The organism is Agromyces mediolanus, assembly GCF_014648575.1.
Taxonomy (GTDB): Bacteria; Actinomycetota; Actinomycetes; order Actinomycetales; family Microbacteriaceae; genus Agromyces; species Agromyces mediolanus.
Window position 1 is genome coordinate 273319 of sequence record NZ_BMRJ01000001.1, and the last position, 15807, is coordinate 289125.

The following is a 15807-nucleotide window of genomic DNA, read 5'->3' on the forward strand; positions in this document are numbered from 1 at the left end:
GAAGACCATGTCCGCCACCAGCATGACCACGGCGCCCCGCCGCCGAGGGAACACGGGCATCGCCCTGACCCGACGGACGGGCATGGTCTTCGTCCTCCCGGCGCTGATCCTCTTCGGAGTGTTCATCGCCTACCCGCTGCTCACCGCGCTCAGCTACTCGTTCTTCGGGTGGACGGGCATCGTGCGCGGCGACTTCGTCGGCCTCGAGAACTACCTGACGCTGTTCACGAAGCTGCCCTACAGCGAGGACATCCCGAACGCCTTCGTGCACAATGTGCTGCTCTTCGTCGGCGCGATGCTGTTCCAGAACACGGTCGGCCTCGGACTGGCCACGCTGCTGCACCGGGTGCGCCGCTTCAAGCGCTTCTTCCAGACGATGTACACGCTGCCGTACCTCGTCTCCCCGCTCGTCATCGGCTACCTGTGGTCGCTGATGCTCTCGCCGCTGTTCGGCCCGGTGAACGCGGTGCTCCGCACGATCGGCCTCGGCGAGATCGCCCAGCCCTGGCTCGGCAACCCGCAGACCGCGATCTGGGTCGTCGTCTTCGTCACGGCCTGGCAGTGGATCGGCTTCCCCGTGCTGCTCTACGGCGCCGCCCTCGGCGGCATCCCCGAGGAGATCGAGGAGGCCGCCTCGCTCGACGGCGCGAGCTCGTGGCAGCGCTTCCGCTCGATCACGCTGCCGATGCTCGTCCCCGCGATCGGCACGGTCAGCGTGCTGACCTTCATCGGCGCGATGGAGGCGTTCCCGATCCCGTACGCCCTCGGCGGCTCGCAGGGCAACCCGGCCGGCGCGACCGACGTGCTCAGCCTGCTGTTCTACCGCACGGCCTTCGAGTCCGGCTCCTCGAACGCGATCGGCACGAGCTCGGCCATCGCGACCCTGCTGTTCCTCTTCATCTTCGGCATCTCGATGCTGATCACCTGGCTCATGCGCCGGGCCGAACGGAAGCTCTTCTGATGACCGCGACGATCTCCCCCAGCACCGCCGACGCGGCACCCGGCGAGCGCCCACCCGCCCGGCGGCGCCCCGCGGCCCCGCGCCGCCGCCAGAAGGTCACGGCCGGCGGCGTCGCCTCGAGCACCTTCCTCTGGCTGTACGCCGCGATCTCGATCGCCCCGCTGCTGCTCATGCTCTCCAACTCGCTGCGCACGACGCAGGACATGGCGAAGCATCCGCTCGGGCTGCCGCTGCCGCCGAACTTCACGAGCTACCAGAAGGCGTGGATCACCGCGTCCTTCGACACCTACTTCTTCAACTCGATCTTCGTGACGGTGGCGTCGGTGCTGCTGTCGACGGCGGTGTCGCTGCTCGCGGCGTACGCGTTCGCCCGCACGAAGTCGAAGCTGTTCGCGACGCTCGAGGGGCTCTTCCTCTCCGGGCTGATGCTGCCCGTGTACCTCGCGATCCTGCCGCTGTTCTTCATGCTCGACGCGGCCGGCCTGATCTCGAACCTCGGCGGCCTGATCCTCGTCTACGGCGCCCTCGGCATCCCGTTCTCGACGTTCGTGCTCGCGAGCTTCTTCCGGCAGCTGCCGATCGAGCTCGACGAGGCCGCACGCCTCGACGGCGCGGGGCCGTTCATGACCTTCTGGCGGGTGCACCTGCCGCTCGTGCGCCCGGCGATCGCGACGGTCATCGTGTTCCGCTTCGTGCCGGTGTGGAACGACTTCTTCTACCCGCTGATCCTGATCCGCGACCAGTCGGCGTACACGCTGCCGGTCGGCATCACGCGCTTCTTCGGCGAGTACCAGACCGACTGGGCGACGCTCTTCGCGGGCCTCACGCTCGCGACGATCCCGCTCGTCGTGCTGTTCCTGCTCGCGACGAAGCAGATCGTCTCGGGCCTCACCGCCGGCATGAGCAAGTGACCCTGCGGCTCGGCATCGACCTCGGCGGCTCCGGCAGTCGCCTCGCGCTGCTGGGCGTCGCCGGGCCGCGCCGGGAGCTCGCGGGGGAGCGGGTCGGGGTGACCGGATCCGGCAGCTCGGCGCCGGCGACGGCGCTCGCCCTGCTCCGCCGGGCGCGCGAGCAGTGGCCGGACGACGTCGCCGCGGTCGAGGGCGTCGGCCTCGGCTCGACGGGGCTCGGCACGCTCGTCGCCGATCCTGCCGCGCTGGCCGTCGAGCTGCGAGCGCAGCTCGAGTCCGCTCGGCCCGCGGACGCCCCGGCGCCCGCCGTGGCCGTCGCGATCGACGCCGTCACCGCCCACCTCGGCGCGCTCGGCGGCGAGTCGGGCGCGATCGTCGCCCTCGGCACCGGGGCGATCGCCTTCGGTTCCGACGGGCACGAGATCTGGCACCGCGTGGACGGCTGGGGGCATCTGCTCGGCGACCGCGGCGGCGGCGCGTGGATCGGACGGCGCGGCCTCGAGGCCGCCCTGCTCGCGCACGACGGAGTGGATGCCTCGGGCGCCGCCCTGCTCGAGGCCGCGCGCGCCCGCTTCGGAGAACCGCTCGGCTGGCCGGCGCAGCTCTACACCCGGGACGACCGTGCCGGGGTGCTCGCGGGCTTCGTGCCCGATGTCGTCGCGCTCGCCGCCGACGGCGACGGGGCCGCCCTCGCGATCGTCTCCCAGGCGGGGGCGGAGGCCGCCCGGAGCGCCGCCGCGGCGCTCGTGCCCGGACTCGCGCCGCGGGTTGCGGCGACCGGCGGCCTGTTCGGCGCGGGCGGGACGCTCGTGGAACGCTTCGGGGCGACGCTTGCCGCGCTGCGCCCTGACGCGGAGGTGCGGGCGCCGCTCGGCGATCCGCTCGACGGCGCGCTGCTGCTCGCCGAGCGGGCGGCGCGGGGCGAGCTCGTCGCCCGCGCGCCGTCGCTCTGGCTCGGCTGAGCAGCCGGGGCGCGCTTCCGCGGCCGGCCGCGGCTCAGGCGGAGATCGCCTGGCGGAGGCCGTCGACGAGCGAGGTCGTCGGGCGGCCGATGAGGCGTGCGAGCGTGCCGTCGGCGTTCGCGAGGACGCCGCGGCGGATGCCGTCGTCGATGCCCGCGACGAAGCCGGCCGTGCCCGCGTCGAGGCCGGCCGCCTCGAGGGCGGCGACGTGCTCCTCGCTCGAGACCGGGGTGAACGCGACCTCGCGGCCGGTGAGCTCGGATGCCGCGGCGGCGAGCTCCTCGTAGCCCCAGGCGTGCTCGCCCGAGAAGTCGTAGACGGCGCCGAGGTGGCCGTCCTCGGTCAGCAGCGCCGCGAGCCCCGCGGCGAGGTCGGCCCGGGTGGCGCTCGCGACCTTGCCGTCGCCGACGCTCGCGACGATCGTGCCCGACTCGGCGGCCTGCTGCACGTCGCCGACGTAGTTCTCGGTGTACCAGTTGTGCCGGGCGATGACGGCGGGCACGCCCGAGGCGGCGATCGCCTCCTCGGTGGCCTTGTGGTCGGGCGCGAGCACGAACTCGGCGGTGGTCGCGTTCGGCACGCTCGTGTAGACGAGCTTCGCGACCCCGGCGGCCTTCGCGGCGTCGATGACGTTGCGGTGACCGACGGCGCGGGCGCCTGGCGCGCTGCCCGAGATGAGCAGCACGGTGTCGACGCCGTCGAGGGCGGCGGAGATGGTCTCGGGGCGGTCGTAGTCGAGCACAGCGGTGCGCACGCCGCGCTCGGCGGCGGACTGCAGCTTCGCGGCGTCGCGGGCGGTGGCGACGAGCTCGGCGGGGGCGACCCCGCGCTCGAGCAGAGCGTCGACGACGAGGCGGCCGAGCTGGCCGGAGGCGGCGGTGACGAGGATGGTCATGCGGTGGTCCTTTCGGAAGCGCCGGCCCCTCCGGCGTCATCAAGGGCCAACCGGATGCCTCGGGCCGTGCATTCCTTCTGGCGGGTACCCACTTTCCGGTAAGGTACCCACATGCAGGTAAGTCTTGCGGATCTGCGCATCGAGCGCCCGAAGATCTTCACCCACGGCTGCTGTGAGGTCTCCGCTTAACTGGCAGCATCTCGAATTGTCCGGCAGCGGACGAATCTCGGCTGGCAGTAGAAATCCGGTTGGCAGCGACAGACCCCAGTGGCCAGGATCCAGCCGCCGTCGGTGTGCGCCGCTGTTGCGGCTGGGCCGGTCAACCCATCGTAGGTAGTCAGTGTTAGTCAGTAGGTAACGTCAGCCGCGCCCGGGTAACGTCCACACCGTGGAAAGCACGCCGGAAGAACTCGTTGCCGCGCTCGAACAGCACAACTGGCGTGCTGTCTTCGATCTCGATCCGATGGAGGCCTGGCGGCGTCTCGGGGAGCTCGCCGAACAGTTGCAAGATGAAGACCCGATCGCCTCCGAAGGTCTGCGCATCGTTCAGACGGTGAGTGGCATGATGCTCGACGGCGACAGCTGGGACATGCCGTATAAACCGCTCGCACAGTTCGAAGACTGGCGGTCCGCCCTTCCTTCAGACCTTGATGAGGGGCAGCTTCGATTCCTTCACGAACTGGCGCCAACCCTCCCGGGTTCACAGCTCGCTGCACGAGTGAGCGATGTACTCCACCTCCGAACGACCAGCAGAACTGAGCGGATCGAACATGCTGCCCGCGCCGTGGAACTCTGGATTGCATCCGGGTTCACACGTGTGCTCGCAAGAAGCGAGGGCGAAGATTGGATACGCGCTGCAGAGATTGCCGCGCGCTACCGCATGGCTGAATCGGCGGGGCGACTTACGGAGCAGGCGCTCGCTGTCCTTCGGTCCGATGACGATATTGCCGCCCTTCGGGCAGCCGGAGTGATGCGCCGGGCGAGGTACTTCGGCGAGCATGACGACGAAGTCGCGCTTCAGATGGAATCGAGAGGGCTGCGCTCCGCAGTGGCCCGCCGCCAGCGGACGTTCCTCGAAGAGGCGTTGCGCTGGGTCCGCGGCGGCGACGCAGCCGAGCGTCACGCGCGGCTACACGAGCTCATTGGCGACACGTGGTGGGATGAAGCGGTCAGCCGTGCAGAAGATTCGCATCTGGTGGCACGTGACTTCTTCGCCAACGCCTACAACACCTATCGGGCGATTCCCCGCAAGTTCCGAAGCGCCGCCGTGACAGAGCGCCTCAGCCGTCTTCCGGCGATTGTTCGCGAGCACGGCGAACAGGCGCTGGGCGAGTTCACATCTTTCGTCAGCGACCCAATTGACGTCAGCTCGATCCGTGAACTCGCGGAGTCGTTCGCTGCCGAGGAAATGCCGATCGACGCGTTGGCGAGTTGGTTCGTCAACTATGAGCTCGACGCATTCGAAACCGCCAAGAGCGATGCGGAGATGCTCATTCGCGAGCACCCACTGACACACATATTCGGTAGTTCGACCGTCGCGGCGGATGGGCGGAAACTGCACAGCTCGTCAAGTAGTCGCACGCATATGGGAGTTGAGAACGGTGTCTGGTCTCAGATGGTCAAGCACTTCCATCAGAGGATTGATCTCCTTGCTCAGAGTTACATCCGGCCGGGTCTCTGGAGCCTCAGTGCGGCCTTCCGTCTTTCGTTGGGCGACTTCAAATTGATGGTGAGCGCGTCACCGTTCGTGCCGCCGGAGGTCGAGAATCTGTACGCGCGGGGTCTGCACCACGGCTACTACGGGAGGTTTGCCGAAGCTGTTCACCTGTTGGCGCCCGTCACAGAAGCCTGCGTTCGTGCCGCGCTGCACCGGGATGGAATAGAAACTCGCAACCTTCGTGTGGACGACACCGAGATCGAACCCGGTCTAAGTGCGTTGATGGAACTCGACGGGGCGGATGAGGCGCTCGGGTACGACCTGGCATGGAACATGCGGGCGTTGTACTGCGGCCCGCTCGGACCGAACCTCCGTAACCGAGTAGCGCATGGGCTTGTCAGCGACGTTGAAGCAGCTGGCGCTGACGTGGTCTTCGCTTGGTGGCTCGCCCTTCGGTTGGCCTTCGTTCCCTACTTCAACATGGTTCGGGCAGAGGAGCACCGCAGCGAGCACGACTCGGGTGTGGGCCCGAAGCTGTGCGGTAAGGCCCGCGCGAACGGCCGCGGTACGTGTCAGCGCAGGGTGGGTGCGCGCGGGTGTCCCTTCCACGGGTAGCTTGCAGCAAGCGGCGGGTCAGCACTCTTTGCATCCGCGTTTCGCGCGCACACGAGTAGTTGTTTGTTCTGTATGCCCCTTCTGGCACAACCAATCGATCGGAACGCTGAGGTTCATGACCTTGTTCGGCGGCAACGGGTTCGAGTCTGCCCAGTCGATCACTGTCTCCGGAAAGCGGGTGGCGAGGTCGTTGACGCCTTCGACTAGGCGCTTGTTGTTGCAGACGCTGCAGCCGGTGCCGCGATGTACTCGGAATCGTGCGGACGCAGGGTAGGAATGACCTTTCGGGCAGACCCACCAGAGGACGCGGGCTGTTCCTGCATGGACTCGGTCCGGGGTGATCCCGTTCTTCTCGACGTCAAACTCCGGCACAAGGTGCGGCGCGACCTCCGCGATATCGTTCTTGCCAGGGATCGTATGTCGATTGGTGCACTTCCCGCAGCCGGCAGTTGTCATCTTCACTCGTACGATGACCGGGAGCTGGTACGCATGCCCTTCATCGCAGAGCCACCACATGGTTCTGGGCGAGGTGTGCTTGATCTGAGACGCGGACAGCGAGTTGCGGGTGGGGTGTAACCTCGGTGCGAGGTCTGGATGGGTGACGTCTAGCGTGTTCACTCCTTCGTCGGCTGTCCGTCCGGTACAGATGCCGCACCGCCCTTGTGTCTGCTGCATCACCCAGATGGTGCGGCGGAACCGATGACCGTTGTCGCACTTCCAGTGGTATTTGCGCGCACCGCCGCCGAGCGTCTCTGAGGGGTTGCACCCGTTTTCCGGCACGTCAAACCACTTCACGAACTGCGGGAAGAGCGTCGCTAGGTCGTTGACACCGATCACGAGCTCGCGCATCGAACAGACTCGGCAGTTGACGCGCTGGTTGCGATACGCGGTCATGACGGTTGCGCGGTGGGTTTGTCGGACGTGGCCGTTGCGGCAGATCACTTGCGCTGACCCGTTCACCGATGGAAGTTCTGACCGTGTGAGTCCAAGTTCTCCGTTGTGGTGGATGAACGCCGCGGTGTGGTCCGCGAGCGTCTCAACGGTGAAACCTACTGCTTTGAGGTAGCCCCCGAAATGCTGGAACGGACCCTGGATCTGGGACCATGCGGTCGAGGCTGCTGTCACGTCCAAATCGTGCGCCCAGGCGCCCGCAGCAGCACTCCGGGTGGCTGCGCTGGCCGCGACAGGTCTGAGCAGCAGCGCCAGGTGTTGCGCGACAAGCTCGGCGTTTTCAGGTACACGGTGTTGGGTCTCGGTAAGCAGAAGTTCCCAGCGTCGTTCGAAGCTACGGAGCGGGTTGAAGTAGTCGGCGATGAACCACGGTGCGGTGATCAGACCGATCAGCCGGACAAGGACCGGGAACAGGAGATAGTCAGCATCGGAGTGTGAGCCTCGAGAGATTCTGCGGAGAATGTCTCGCACCTCCATGTGTAGCCGTGCGGAGATCCGATCTCGGGCGAGCAGACGCCGGTACTTCCGCTCAGCATTGACATGCGCGGGTGAAACAGACCGCTGCTCCGTTGCGGCGACGCCCGGGGCCGTCCATCGCCGGTGACGGAGGCACACGTTTCCGCCAAGGTGTGGTACTTGGGGGTACGGCTCCCCGTGAGCGCAGCGGGAGCATCCGACTCGGGACTCCAAACCCATGGTGCAGCAGGGGTGGCAAGAACCGTCCTGGTGTGCTCTGAGTTTCGCTTCCCAGTGGAATCGGGCAGACTCGACCAACCCCTTCTCCTGCACGTAGATCAGCAGCCGGGCGTCATCACCACCATCGTGTGAGTGCTGCAACCCTCGGAGGTACGCAGCAACATGGAGGTCCGACTCGCCGTTCGCTTGAGCCAGTCGTTGTGCGTAGCTCGCCGGCGTCTCCATGTTCAGGACACGGGGACGGGAAAGGTACGGGATGGCGCCGATCATGCTACTGCCGTGACCCGTTTCATCAGATCGACCGCCGCCATGCTCGGCTGCAGCGCCAATACGTCTTCGATCCGGATAGTCTCGGGCGCCTCCGCACCGCGCTGGCGAATCTGCCGCGTCGCTGCCATCCGCATCAGCCGCACCAAGTCCCCGATTGATCCTCCGCTGTGTCGGTGGAGCTCCTGGGCGTGTCGACGGAGCGAGCCCACTTTGTGGTCGAACAGCGGAAGTTCACGCTCGACTGCTGAGATGAGCTCCTTCCAGAGCTCCTTCTCGGTCGGGGTCGTGTATCGGTACCGTTCGACACGGTGGGTCTGCACCCTGCCGCGAATCTGGGTCGCGAAGTCACCGCTGAACGCTTCGCCTGGCGTGATCTCGGCGCTCAGGTACAGGAACGTGACTCCCGCCGCTTGGTTGTGCAGGTCCTTCAGGAAAGACAACGACTGGCGGCCGAACCGGTCCCGAGGTGAGAGGTGCTGCAACTCGTCGATCACGATCAGCTTCGTGCGGGCTTTCGCGATCGTGGCGCAGATTCGGGTGGTAAGCGAGTTCAGCGTCTCCTTCGAGCGAACGGTCAATCCGTAGAACTCAGCGATCCTCGTCGCGAGCGCGACAGCTCCGGACTCTGAAGGGATGAGCACGTAGGCGACGGGCACACGTCCGTCGGCGAGCCAACCTGGATGCCGTCGCACTTCTTGCAAGTGCACAGTTCGCATTGCGATCAGGGCTGCGGTTGTCTTCCCGAGGGTGCCCGGCCCTGAGACGTGGAGGCCTGCATGCCCCGAGCTGAGGCCCGCGTTCTCATACAGCAAGTCTTGGACCGTCTCGATAATCCGACCAACCTCGGGGGTCTGGATGACGAACCCGGTGTTCATGTGAAGGAGGCGCCGTTCGTCGTATCGGTTCCGGTCGGTCTTGCTCATTGACCGATAGGCGTCGCGACTCTCTCGCGGAAACTCCTCAAGCGGCCGACCGAGGAACTCGGTCAGCCCATCCCATCGGGTGAGCGGTCGGTTCGGGGTTTCAGGGGGCAGCATCAGTCTTCCTCCTCGTCCACAATGAACCGGACTGACTGCATCGCAACGACCGACTCCGGTTCTGTCTCGGCTTCCGGCAGGGCGGGCACGGGTGGTGGTGCGTACGGTCCGCGGAGTTGCTCCTTCGCAGCCAGCCGGCGTGCGGCCGCTACGCGTGGGGTGGCGTACCGCAGGTCGTCCCCACTCCGCGCGAGAATCGCGGCTTCGTCCGCACTGACCGCCTCGCGATGATCGTCTGCCCTTGCAGCGCGCGCCGCTCGATACCGGTCGGAGCTGTCGATGGCGAACGGCAGGCTGAAGACGTGCTCATCGCGGCGGAGGCATTCGACGGGAGCGTCATGACCGGGAAGCCAGACCCAGATGCGGCTCGGATCGTACGGATGGTAGTGGTACCGGTAGCCTCCGTTCTCAGGTCCCGGAACCAGTCGGAACTGGTTGAGGGTGGGAGAGTCGTAGCTGATGTTCGCGTGACGCATTCCGGTCTTTTGGATTGAGACGGTCTTTGTCGGCAGGCCGTAGATGAAGTCGAGCTGGGAGATCGGCACCGGGATGCAGGCGCTCAGGTCCCACATGGCGGTGTACGCCTCAAGCGGTGTCAGCTTCACATTTGGGAAGTACGGGTCGTGGAGCCCGTCGAGCGGGGTGTTGTGCCACACACGGGTGACCCAGTCGTCGAACAGTTCATTGAGCGCGTCGAGAGTCAGGAGAGGCTTCTTCTCGAGCGCGTGCCCCCGCCGGTCGACCGACCCGCCGGTGAAACCGGCGAGATGCGCGGCGAACTTGGTTGAGATGGTTCCCCAGTACCGTTCGATGTGCGGTTTGTCGGTCGCGGTCCTGGACCGCGCCCGGTTGATCCGGATCCCGAACCGCGCGCATACCGCGGCGAACTCCGGCGCGAGGTAGTCCTTCCCGTTGTCGGTTGTGATCGCGGTCGGGACGATATACGGCCTAGTCAGATCGAGCTGTGCGCGCTCGTTAGCCGGGATGTGTTCCGCCCATCGAAGCTGGGGCCCGAGTTTGGCCCAAGCATCATCTCGCCCCGGTTGAAGTTCGCGTGGGGTGAGCGCGCGAAGCAGCACGAACGCGTGGTCCGAACCCTTGGTGCCCCCGAGGCGGAACGCGCTGCCCGCGATGCACCCTGTTGCAACGTCGAATAGGACTGTGAGCAGCGGGCGTACGGGGTTTCCGTCATCGTCAAGGCAGATCACATCGAACGTCGTCGTGTCCATTTCGCAGAGCTGCCCAGGACGCAGGACCCGCGTCTTTCGGTACGTCGAGTCCGGCTTTCCAGCGTTGGTGCGTCGATTCTTCGCGTTCCCGGTGGTGTACGCACCCTTGGTCAGGTAGGCGAGGTGCCGGTGAAAGGAAGACCGTGCCGGGACGGGGACGGCTTGACCTGGGTGCTTATCCAGCAGGCGACGCTTGACCCTCGCGAGGAGTACCGGGGCGGGCAACGTGGACTCCTGCGTCTGCTCTGCGATGACGAGCTTCAGCTCTTCGACGTACCGGGGATCTGCCCGGTCGAGGGGCAACTCGTCACGGGTCTTTGTCTCTACGAGCGCGGGTAGACCACCGTTCTCGTAGGCGTCCTTCAGTCGCCAAAGGTTGCGCTCGGAGAATCCCTTGAGATTGGCGTTTCTAAGCTCAGCCGCTTTGCGCTTGATTCGGGTTGAGAGCGAGCTGTCCTCTGGGTCGTACTCATCACGAGGCGGGTCTTGTTCGCGGAGCGGTGTCCCATGGAGCACTTCGAGTAGGTGCTTTTCGATGAACCGCGCCCTCTCCTTGGCGTCGTTGTCGAGGGCCGACCACGCCGGAAGCTCGGTGAGCACAGGCGAGGGGGGTGTAGCGAGTCGTTCCCCCAGTTCCCTCAGGGCTAGCAGCAGATAGTCCCCGCTCGTTACGTTCCGAAGCTTCAGCCGCGCGAAGTCGTATGCGTCGACGACGTAATCTCCGTCGTCCAGCTCGACGACGGAGCCGACACGGATGGCCGCGGTCAACGGGCACCTCGGGAGGGGTGGACGGGGTTCAACGGTGCGGGGTTAGTCATGGCGGGGTTAGTCCAAACAACGGTTTCGAGGGACATCGGGGAGCTGAGGTCTAGCTGCAGGTCTTGGTCCCACAGCATCCGAAAGACATGTGGCGAACTGAGCGGTGCGGCGTTTTCCAGTACGTCCCCCAAGCGGGCCCCGCGGCCGACGATGCCGAAGACGGTGGAGCGCACCTCTTTCGGAGGAGTCAGATCCGGACGTCGGAACGCCGAAAGCCACTCCAGGTTGGTCTCAGCAGCTCCGGGCAGGCCGGTGTAGATCTCGTAGTCCCACCCCAGAGTCGCGGCGGCCTTCGCCGTCGCGTCAGAGACTGCCGCGAAGCCGCTGAGAGCAGCCGGCCACTTCGCGTCGATCAGGGTCCGGCCCCCGTCGGGACGCGTGACCAGGATGTCGGGGATGTGCGTGGTGCTGTCCTCGAACGTCAGCTGCAATGGCTGAGGGAGCAGATCGGCGACCATCCCTCGGTACTCGGCGTACAGCATCGCTCGGGACTCGAGCAGGGACTCATGCCAGTGATGGCGGCCCGTCGCCGCAGACCAGTACAGCCCCTGCATCGCTCGGGAGCTCGGGCCGTTGTAGCTCTTACGAAGCTGCTGCGCACCCGACATCGCCATCGCGCCCGTCTCACGGGATATGACGTGGTTGTGCCGGCGTCCGCTGAGGTCGATCCATGAAATCCCCGCAACGCCGGGAGTGATGACATTGGGGAGGCGGGTCCGTGTCGTTGGTTTGTAGCTCACACCTTGAGGTATGTGGCGGACCTGGCGCGCGGCCCGTCGGCGGCGATCCCGTGAGGTCGCCCGCTGTGGACTGTGTAGCTGAACGATTGCGTCCATGTCGTCACCGAGTGGTTAATGTAATAACACATGGGGTGGCTGTAGTCGAGTGTTAGGCGGGTGTTCGCCGTTGTATTCGGTGGGTGCTGAAAGCCGAGAACTGGTTCGCGACAGTCGGCTCGGAGTTAGTCAGCGCAGTTGACGGACTGGCAGGCCCACTTTGGGGCTAACGCACAGCTCAAGGTGTGGGATGCGCCGCCCCCGTCGCGCCAGCAGGTGCGCCGCGAACGCGGGTCGGAGTCACCGCGACCCCGAAGTGGGGTGTTGTTGCCTTGAACCGCCGAAAGTAGCGTCCTCATCATCTCGTCGAAGGAGGCGCAGTGGCCTGGAGGATCTCGGCTGGCAAGACGCAGGGGCCGGAGTACAGTTGGTGGTTGTACGCGGGCAATGGTGAGCAGGTCGCCTGGGCGGGTGAGACGTTCCCAAGCCAGCACAACGCGGGCCGCGCTGCCGCGGCTTTCAAGATTGGCTCAGCGACCGCGCGTTACGAGGTATTCGCTGACGCTGCTGGGGAGTATCGATGGCGAGCATGGCGCGGGAGCGAGAAGGTTGCGGCTTCTGGCGAGGCGTTTGCGAGCAAGTACAACGCGGAGCGAGCTGCCGAGACGGTCCGGTTGAACGCATGGGCAGCCGAAGGGCCCTGATCTCTTGCGCACTGCTCGGTGGTACGTCGTCGGCGAGCGTCGCTACGTGCTCGGGGTAGAGGAGTGAAGGTACTCTCTCAATATGGCGAGGACGGTGCGTGCGAGCCCGGCTGAGTTGGTTGATGGTTGGCCGGATGGGGTGCCGTCTGATCCGATCGCTCGTGTGGCGCAGCAGTTCGCCTTGAATTTGCGGGAGGCGGTCGGTGATCGTTCACTTCGCGCTGTCGCGGATCTCGCGGGCGTGCATCATGTGACCCTGTTGGCGATCTTGGCGGGCCGGACCTGGCCTGACATGTCGACGATCAGCAAGCTGGAGCGCGGTTTGGGTCAGAGCCTGTGGCCGGCAGGTGTGAGCATCGAGGGTCTTGACCGCTGACGCCGGGGGACCTGAGGGCCGCTACGAGCTCGTCCGTCAGGATCGATTTCCTGAGGATCGGCGCATCAAGCGGGACGGTGCGCGCCGGTTTCAGTTCAACGTTGAGCTCGAGTGCATCGAGCACCGCAAGCAGTATCCGTCCGTTGACGTCGCGGGCACCATTTTCGATCCGCGAGATGAGTTGGCGGGTGGTGCCTGCTTGCGCAGCGAGCTCGCTTTGGGTGATGCCTCGGCTGCGCCGTCGTTGACGGACGACTGGGCCGATGTCTTCGAGGGTGCGGACGAGCACTGGTCAGCTTTGGTTGAGACGTTCGGCTTGCATCATGAGTTGGGTGGCGTCTGGGCCGGCGACGGTGATGGAGCGCCACCATCGGCGGAGGGCGACCCGATCCCCATTCGTAATGGCGTCGGAGAGTTCGGTTGCGCTGACGATGTCGATGTGCGGTTGTCGGCCGACCATCGGCGGGACGACTGATCTGTAGATGCGGGCGACCTCTGCAGCGTCCGCGGAGTGGTCCGGTTCGTGGATGAGCAGCACGCCGATCTTGGTCGGGTCTGGCTGTGCGTAGACGGCGACGGTGAGATCGCTTCCGGCTTCTTCGGCGAGGCGCCTCATTCTGTTGAGCGCTGCCTGGCGGGCGTCGAGGGCTTCTCGGAGCGTGCCGGCCAGCATGTTGCCGTCGTTGATTAGGTAGTGCGTGCCGCGCTCGATCACCAGGCCCGCATTCACTAGGCGGCGGAGTGCGCGCTTGACCTTCCGTTTGGATAGATCGACATGTCTTGCGGCGTTCGCTTCGGTGATCGGTTCGTAGTCGCGGACCGTGCGGAGCGTGGCGGCGAGTGCCGGGCCCATGAGTTCCGCGACTGGGTCACTGAGGATCGTGTCGAGTGACCATCGGGGTGTCGTTCTCACCGGTTCCTCCATTGCCTCTGGCGGTTGTGCGCCGCACCGCGTATCCTGTGCTGATTATATTCACCATTGGAGGTGAGTGTGTGAACGAGAGCTCCAGGCTCAGCGACGCGGCGCTCATCGGTGTCGTCGGTGCGCTGAACGACCGATGGGGTGCCTTGTCCCAGGTTCTTGACACCATGGCGACCCGTCGCGTCCGAACCGTCTACCAACTGGGTGGCCTGTTCGACGAGATCGCCGAGACCCCGGCTGAGTTGGACAGGACGCTCGCCCGGAATCGTCAAGCCGTGCGGATGGTGAGCCGGGTTGGCGGCGACACTGGAGTCCGCGCCCGGGTTACAGGCTCTGCCGGTGAACTGATGGGGGAGACCGCACATGCGACAGTGCTCGGACGTGCCGACCGGGACCAGCTGTTTGGCGGGCACAGTGTGGCCTCGATGTCGGGAGACGGTCGGCGCACCGATTTCGCATCCTCCGCCGAGATCCTCCAGGGGACTGGCTCAAGCCCGGCCGACGTGGTGCTCACCGATCTCGTGCCGGCGTTGATCCTCCGTGGGAGAGGAGCGCCGGCGGTGAACCGTCGTCAGGCGTTGCTGCGTCTTCGGCCCTGGGCGTTCGTCGGTCCCTCCCCGAGGTTCGTCGTCCGAGACGAATCGTTCCGCCCGCCGCACGGCGAGCCCTTCACCACCACGTGCATCGAGCTCCCCCGCGTCCCGGACGTCGCGGTGATCGTCGATCTCAGGAAGAAGTCGATCGAGTACATCGACAACCGCGGCACACGGATACCGGTGAACCGCGACGACCCGCCGCTCGAGCTGGCAGCGGGCGGACGATGGCTGGTCACCGCGGCGAACGGGCGATGGCGCCTAGACCTTGACCGGATGACCGTCGAACAGATGGCAGGCGACCCGACCAAACCGTGGGGAAATCGAACACTGGTTGAGCTGCAAACCATCCGGATTGGAGAACAGGCTGTGCTGACGATCGCCGCACGCGACGGGAGCTACACGATGACCGAGAACCTCGGGCAGGTCGCAGCCATCCAACCGTGGGAGCGGGACTGATGTTCGGCGACCTGATCACGCTCGACGGCGTCACGGACGGTACGTACAGGATCGAGACCATCTCCGGCTCCGTGTACCTCCTGGATCTGAACCGTCGAGTCTTCACACGGACCCCGCTCGACGACCCCGAACTGACCCTCCGCCGCGACCGCAAAGAAGTCCGCCTCCTCGAGCTGGTCGATTGCACCATCGGGCGGAGGATGCTGCTGATTATCGACCTTCGAGTGGACGACGTCCTCTACACGACCAGGGACACCACGCCTGTCGTTGCAATCCACAAGCTCGCGGACGGCGAGACGGACTAGCGGCGAGGCGCCGCATCGTTGGTTGCGCGCCAGCCGGCGGGGAGCGCATACGGGAGCTCGTCCGGCCTGGCTGCGCCTTCGGCGCCGGAGCGGCCGGTAGGCCGCAGCGAGCGGAGGGTTCGGTCAGCCGCGGTTCTCCAGAGCTGATTGGGCTCCGCGTGGTTCGAGTTCGGTGCCGGGCGTTAGGGGTGTACCTCGTTTTGGGGGGTGCGCGTTGCGTCGAAACAGGCCGGGTGCCGCGCATGTATATTTCGGGCCGGAAATCAACTCGGCGAACACTGTTCCTTCCCCGCGTCAGCGGGGGTGACCCAGAGCCAACCGGAGCACTAGACCAGACGGTCGAAAGCACTAGTTCCCCGCGTCAGCGGGGGTGACCCAGAGCCAAGCAAAGGCCTAGACCCACCTGCGGCAGTATCAGTTCAAGCAGTATGAGGGGCGGAGCAAGTAGCTCCGCCCCTCTTCGCATCCCCACTCTTGCTCGTGAACAGCTTCAGGGGCGGAACGTCGACCAGCCGCTGCTTCGAACCTCTCCGAGGATGCCAGGCATCTGCCAGCCCGCGCTTTCGATCCTTGTCGTCAACTCGGCAAGCCAAGGGATCACCATGGGGCGGCGCTACGCCGGGCCGGTACTGCACCAAATACAGTGGCAACTGACATTGCAGGAGGTCC

The 15807-nt window shown here is 65.8% G+C and carries 14 protein-coding genes; 7 read left to right on the forward strand and 7 right to left on the reverse strand.

The genetic code is table 11. The annotated features are described in order from the left end of the window. Positions 1 to 7 precede the first annotated feature (7 nt). The 3 genes from IEY71_RS01230 to IEY71_RS01240 are packed head-to-tail and all read left to right on the forward strand — an operon-like array spanning position 8 to position 2834. Positions 8 to 961 (forward strand): carbohydrate ABC transporter permease, encoded by a 954-nt coding sequence (locus IEY71_RS01230; protein ID WP_229781479.1) that lies wholly within the window; start codon positions 8 to 10, stop codon positions 959 to 961. Then, positions 961 to 1872 (forward strand): carbohydrate ABC transporter permease, encoded by a 912-nt coding sequence (locus IEY71_RS01235; RefSeq protein WP_189083499.1) that lies wholly within the window; start codon positions 961 to 963, stop codon positions 1870 to 1872. The genes IEY71_RS01230 and IEY71_RS01235 overlap by 1 nt, the downstream gene beginning before the upstream one ends. Then, the gene (locus IEY71_RS01240; RefSeq protein ID WP_189083500.1) at positions 1869 to 2834 is read left to right on the forward strand and encodes an N-acetylglucosamine kinase; all 966 of its coding nucleotides are present in this window, start codon (positions 1869 to 1871) and stop codon (positions 2832 to 2834) included. The genes IEY71_RS01235 and IEY71_RS01240 overlap by 4 nt, the downstream gene beginning before the upstream one ends. A 34-nt stretch (positions 2835 to 2868) precedes the next feature. Here the strand turns inward: IEY71_RS01240 and IEY71_RS01245 are convergent, their stop codons facing one another. After that, positions 2869 to 3729: an SDR family oxidoreductase gene (locus IEY71_RS01245; protein ID WP_189083501.1), complete on the reverse strand. Its 861-nt coding sequence runs from the start codon at positions 3727 to 3729 to the stop codon at positions 2869 to 2871. Positions 3730 to 4117: 388 nt separating this feature from the next. Between IEY71_RS01245 and IEY71_RS01250 the strand changes: the two genes are divergently transcribed. Next, on the forward strand, positions 4118 to 6001 hold the full coding sequence (locus IEY71_RS01250) for a DUF7380 domain-containing protein (protein WP_189083502.1): 1884 nt from the start codon (positions 4118 to 4120) through the stop codon (positions 5999 to 6001). Between the two features lie 18 nt (positions 6002 to 6019). On the opposite strand, the gene IEY71_RS01255 is transcribed toward IEY71_RS01250, so the two are convergent. From IEY71_RS01255 to IEY71_RS01270, 4 genes are all read right to left on the reverse strand, one after another. After that, entirely contained in the window at positions 6020 to 7429 is a 1410-nt protein-coding gene (locus IEY71_RS01255; protein ID WP_194483590.1) for a zinc-ribbon domain-containing protein, read from the reverse strand. Positions 7430 to 7914: 485 nt separating this feature from the next. Further along, on the reverse strand, positions 7915 to 8955 hold the full coding sequence (locus tag IEY71_RS01260; protein ID WP_189083504.1) for an AAA family ATPase: 1041 nt from the start codon (positions 8953 to 8955) through the stop codon (positions 7915 to 7917). Continuing rightward, positions 8955 to 10952, reverse strand: coding sequence for a TnsB C-terminal domain-containing protein (locus IEY71_RS01265; RefSeq protein ID WP_189083505.1), 1998 nt, complete (start codon positions 10950 to 10952; stop codon positions 8955 to 8957). Before IEY71_RS01265 ends, IEY71_RS01260 begins: the two co-directional genes overlap by 1 nt. After that, complete coding sequence (locus IEY71_RS01270; RefSeq protein ID WP_189083506.1) at positions 10949 to 11743, reverse strand: TnsA-like heteromeric transposase endonuclease subunit; 795 nt, start codon at positions 11741 to 11743, stop codon at positions 10949 to 10951. Before IEY71_RS01270 ends, IEY71_RS01265 begins: the two co-directional genes overlap by 4 nt. 822 nt (positions 11744 to 12565) lie before the next feature. On the opposite strand from IEY71_RS01270, the gene IEY71_RS01275 reads away from it, so the two are divergent. Beyond that, positions 12566 to 12859, forward strand: a complete 294-nt coding sequence (locus tag IEY71_RS01275; protein WP_189083507.1) for a helix-turn-helix domain-containing protein — start codon at positions 12566 to 12568, stop codon at positions 12857 to 12859. On the opposite strand, the gene IEY71_RS18600 is transcribed toward IEY71_RS01275, so the two are convergent. Together IEY71_RS18600 and IEY71_RS01285 are read right to left on the reverse strand one after the other, a co-directional pair. Next, complete coding sequence (locus IEY71_RS18600) at positions 12786 to 13148, reverse strand: helix-turn-helix domain-containing protein (protein WP_189083508.1); 363 nt, start codon at positions 13146 to 13148, stop codon at positions 12786 to 12788. The genes IEY71_RS01275 and IEY71_RS18600 overlap by 74 nt on opposite strands. Before the next feature lie 3 nt (positions 13149 to 13151). Next, positions 13152 to 13772, reverse strand: coding sequence for a hypothetical protein (locus IEY71_RS01285; RefSeq protein WP_189083509.1), 621 nt, complete (start codon positions 13770 to 13772; stop codon positions 13152 to 13154). Between IEY71_RS01285 and IEY71_RS01290 the strand changes: the two genes are divergently transcribed. Continuing rightward, a complete protein-coding gene (locus IEY71_RS01290) occupies positions 13748 to 14833 on the forward strand; it encodes a hypothetical protein (protein WP_189083510.1) in 1086 nt (361 codons plus the stop codon). The genes IEY71_RS01285 and IEY71_RS01290 overlap by 25 nt on opposite strands. Then, positions 14833 to 15138: a hypothetical protein gene (locus IEY71_RS01295; protein WP_189083511.1), complete on the forward strand. Its 306-nt coding sequence runs from the start codon at positions 14833 to 14835 to the stop codon at positions 15136 to 15138. The genes IEY71_RS01290 and IEY71_RS01295 overlap by 1 nt, the downstream gene beginning before the upstream one ends. Positions 15139 to 15807: the final 669 nt, after the last annotated feature.

What these genes read in the sequence shown, in the direction of transcription:
- IEY71_RS01230 (WP_229781479.1), top strand. Translation starts at nt 8, where the DNA reads ATGTCCGCCACCAGCATGACCACGGCGCCCCGCCGCCGAGGGAACACG.
- IEY71_RS01235 (WP_189083499.1), top strand. Translation starts at nt 961, where the DNA reads ATGACCGCGACGATCTCCCCCAGCACCGCCGACGCGGCACCCGGCGAG.
- IEY71_RS01245 (WP_189083501.1), bottom strand. Translation starts at nt 3,729, where the DNA reads ATGACCATCCTCGTCACCGCCGCCTCCGGCCAGCTCGGCCGCCTCGTC.
- IEY71_RS01255 (WP_194483590.1), bottom strand. Translation starts at nt 7,429, where the DNA reads ATGGAGGTGCGAGACATTCTCCGCAGAATCTCTCGAGGCTCACACTCC.
- IEY71_RS01260 (WP_189083504.1), bottom strand. Translation starts at nt 8,955, where the DNA reads ATGCTGCCCCCTGAAACCCCGAACCGACCGCTCACCCGATGGGATGGG.
- IEY71_RS01275 (WP_189083507.1), top strand. Translation starts at nt 12,566, where the DNA reads ATGGCGAGGACGGTGCGTGCGAGCCCGGCTGAGTTGGTTGATGGTTGG.
- IEY71_RS01295 (WP_189083511.1), top strand. Translation starts at nt 14,833, where the DNA reads ATGTTCGGCGACCTGATCACGCTCGACGGCGTCACGGACGGTACGTAC.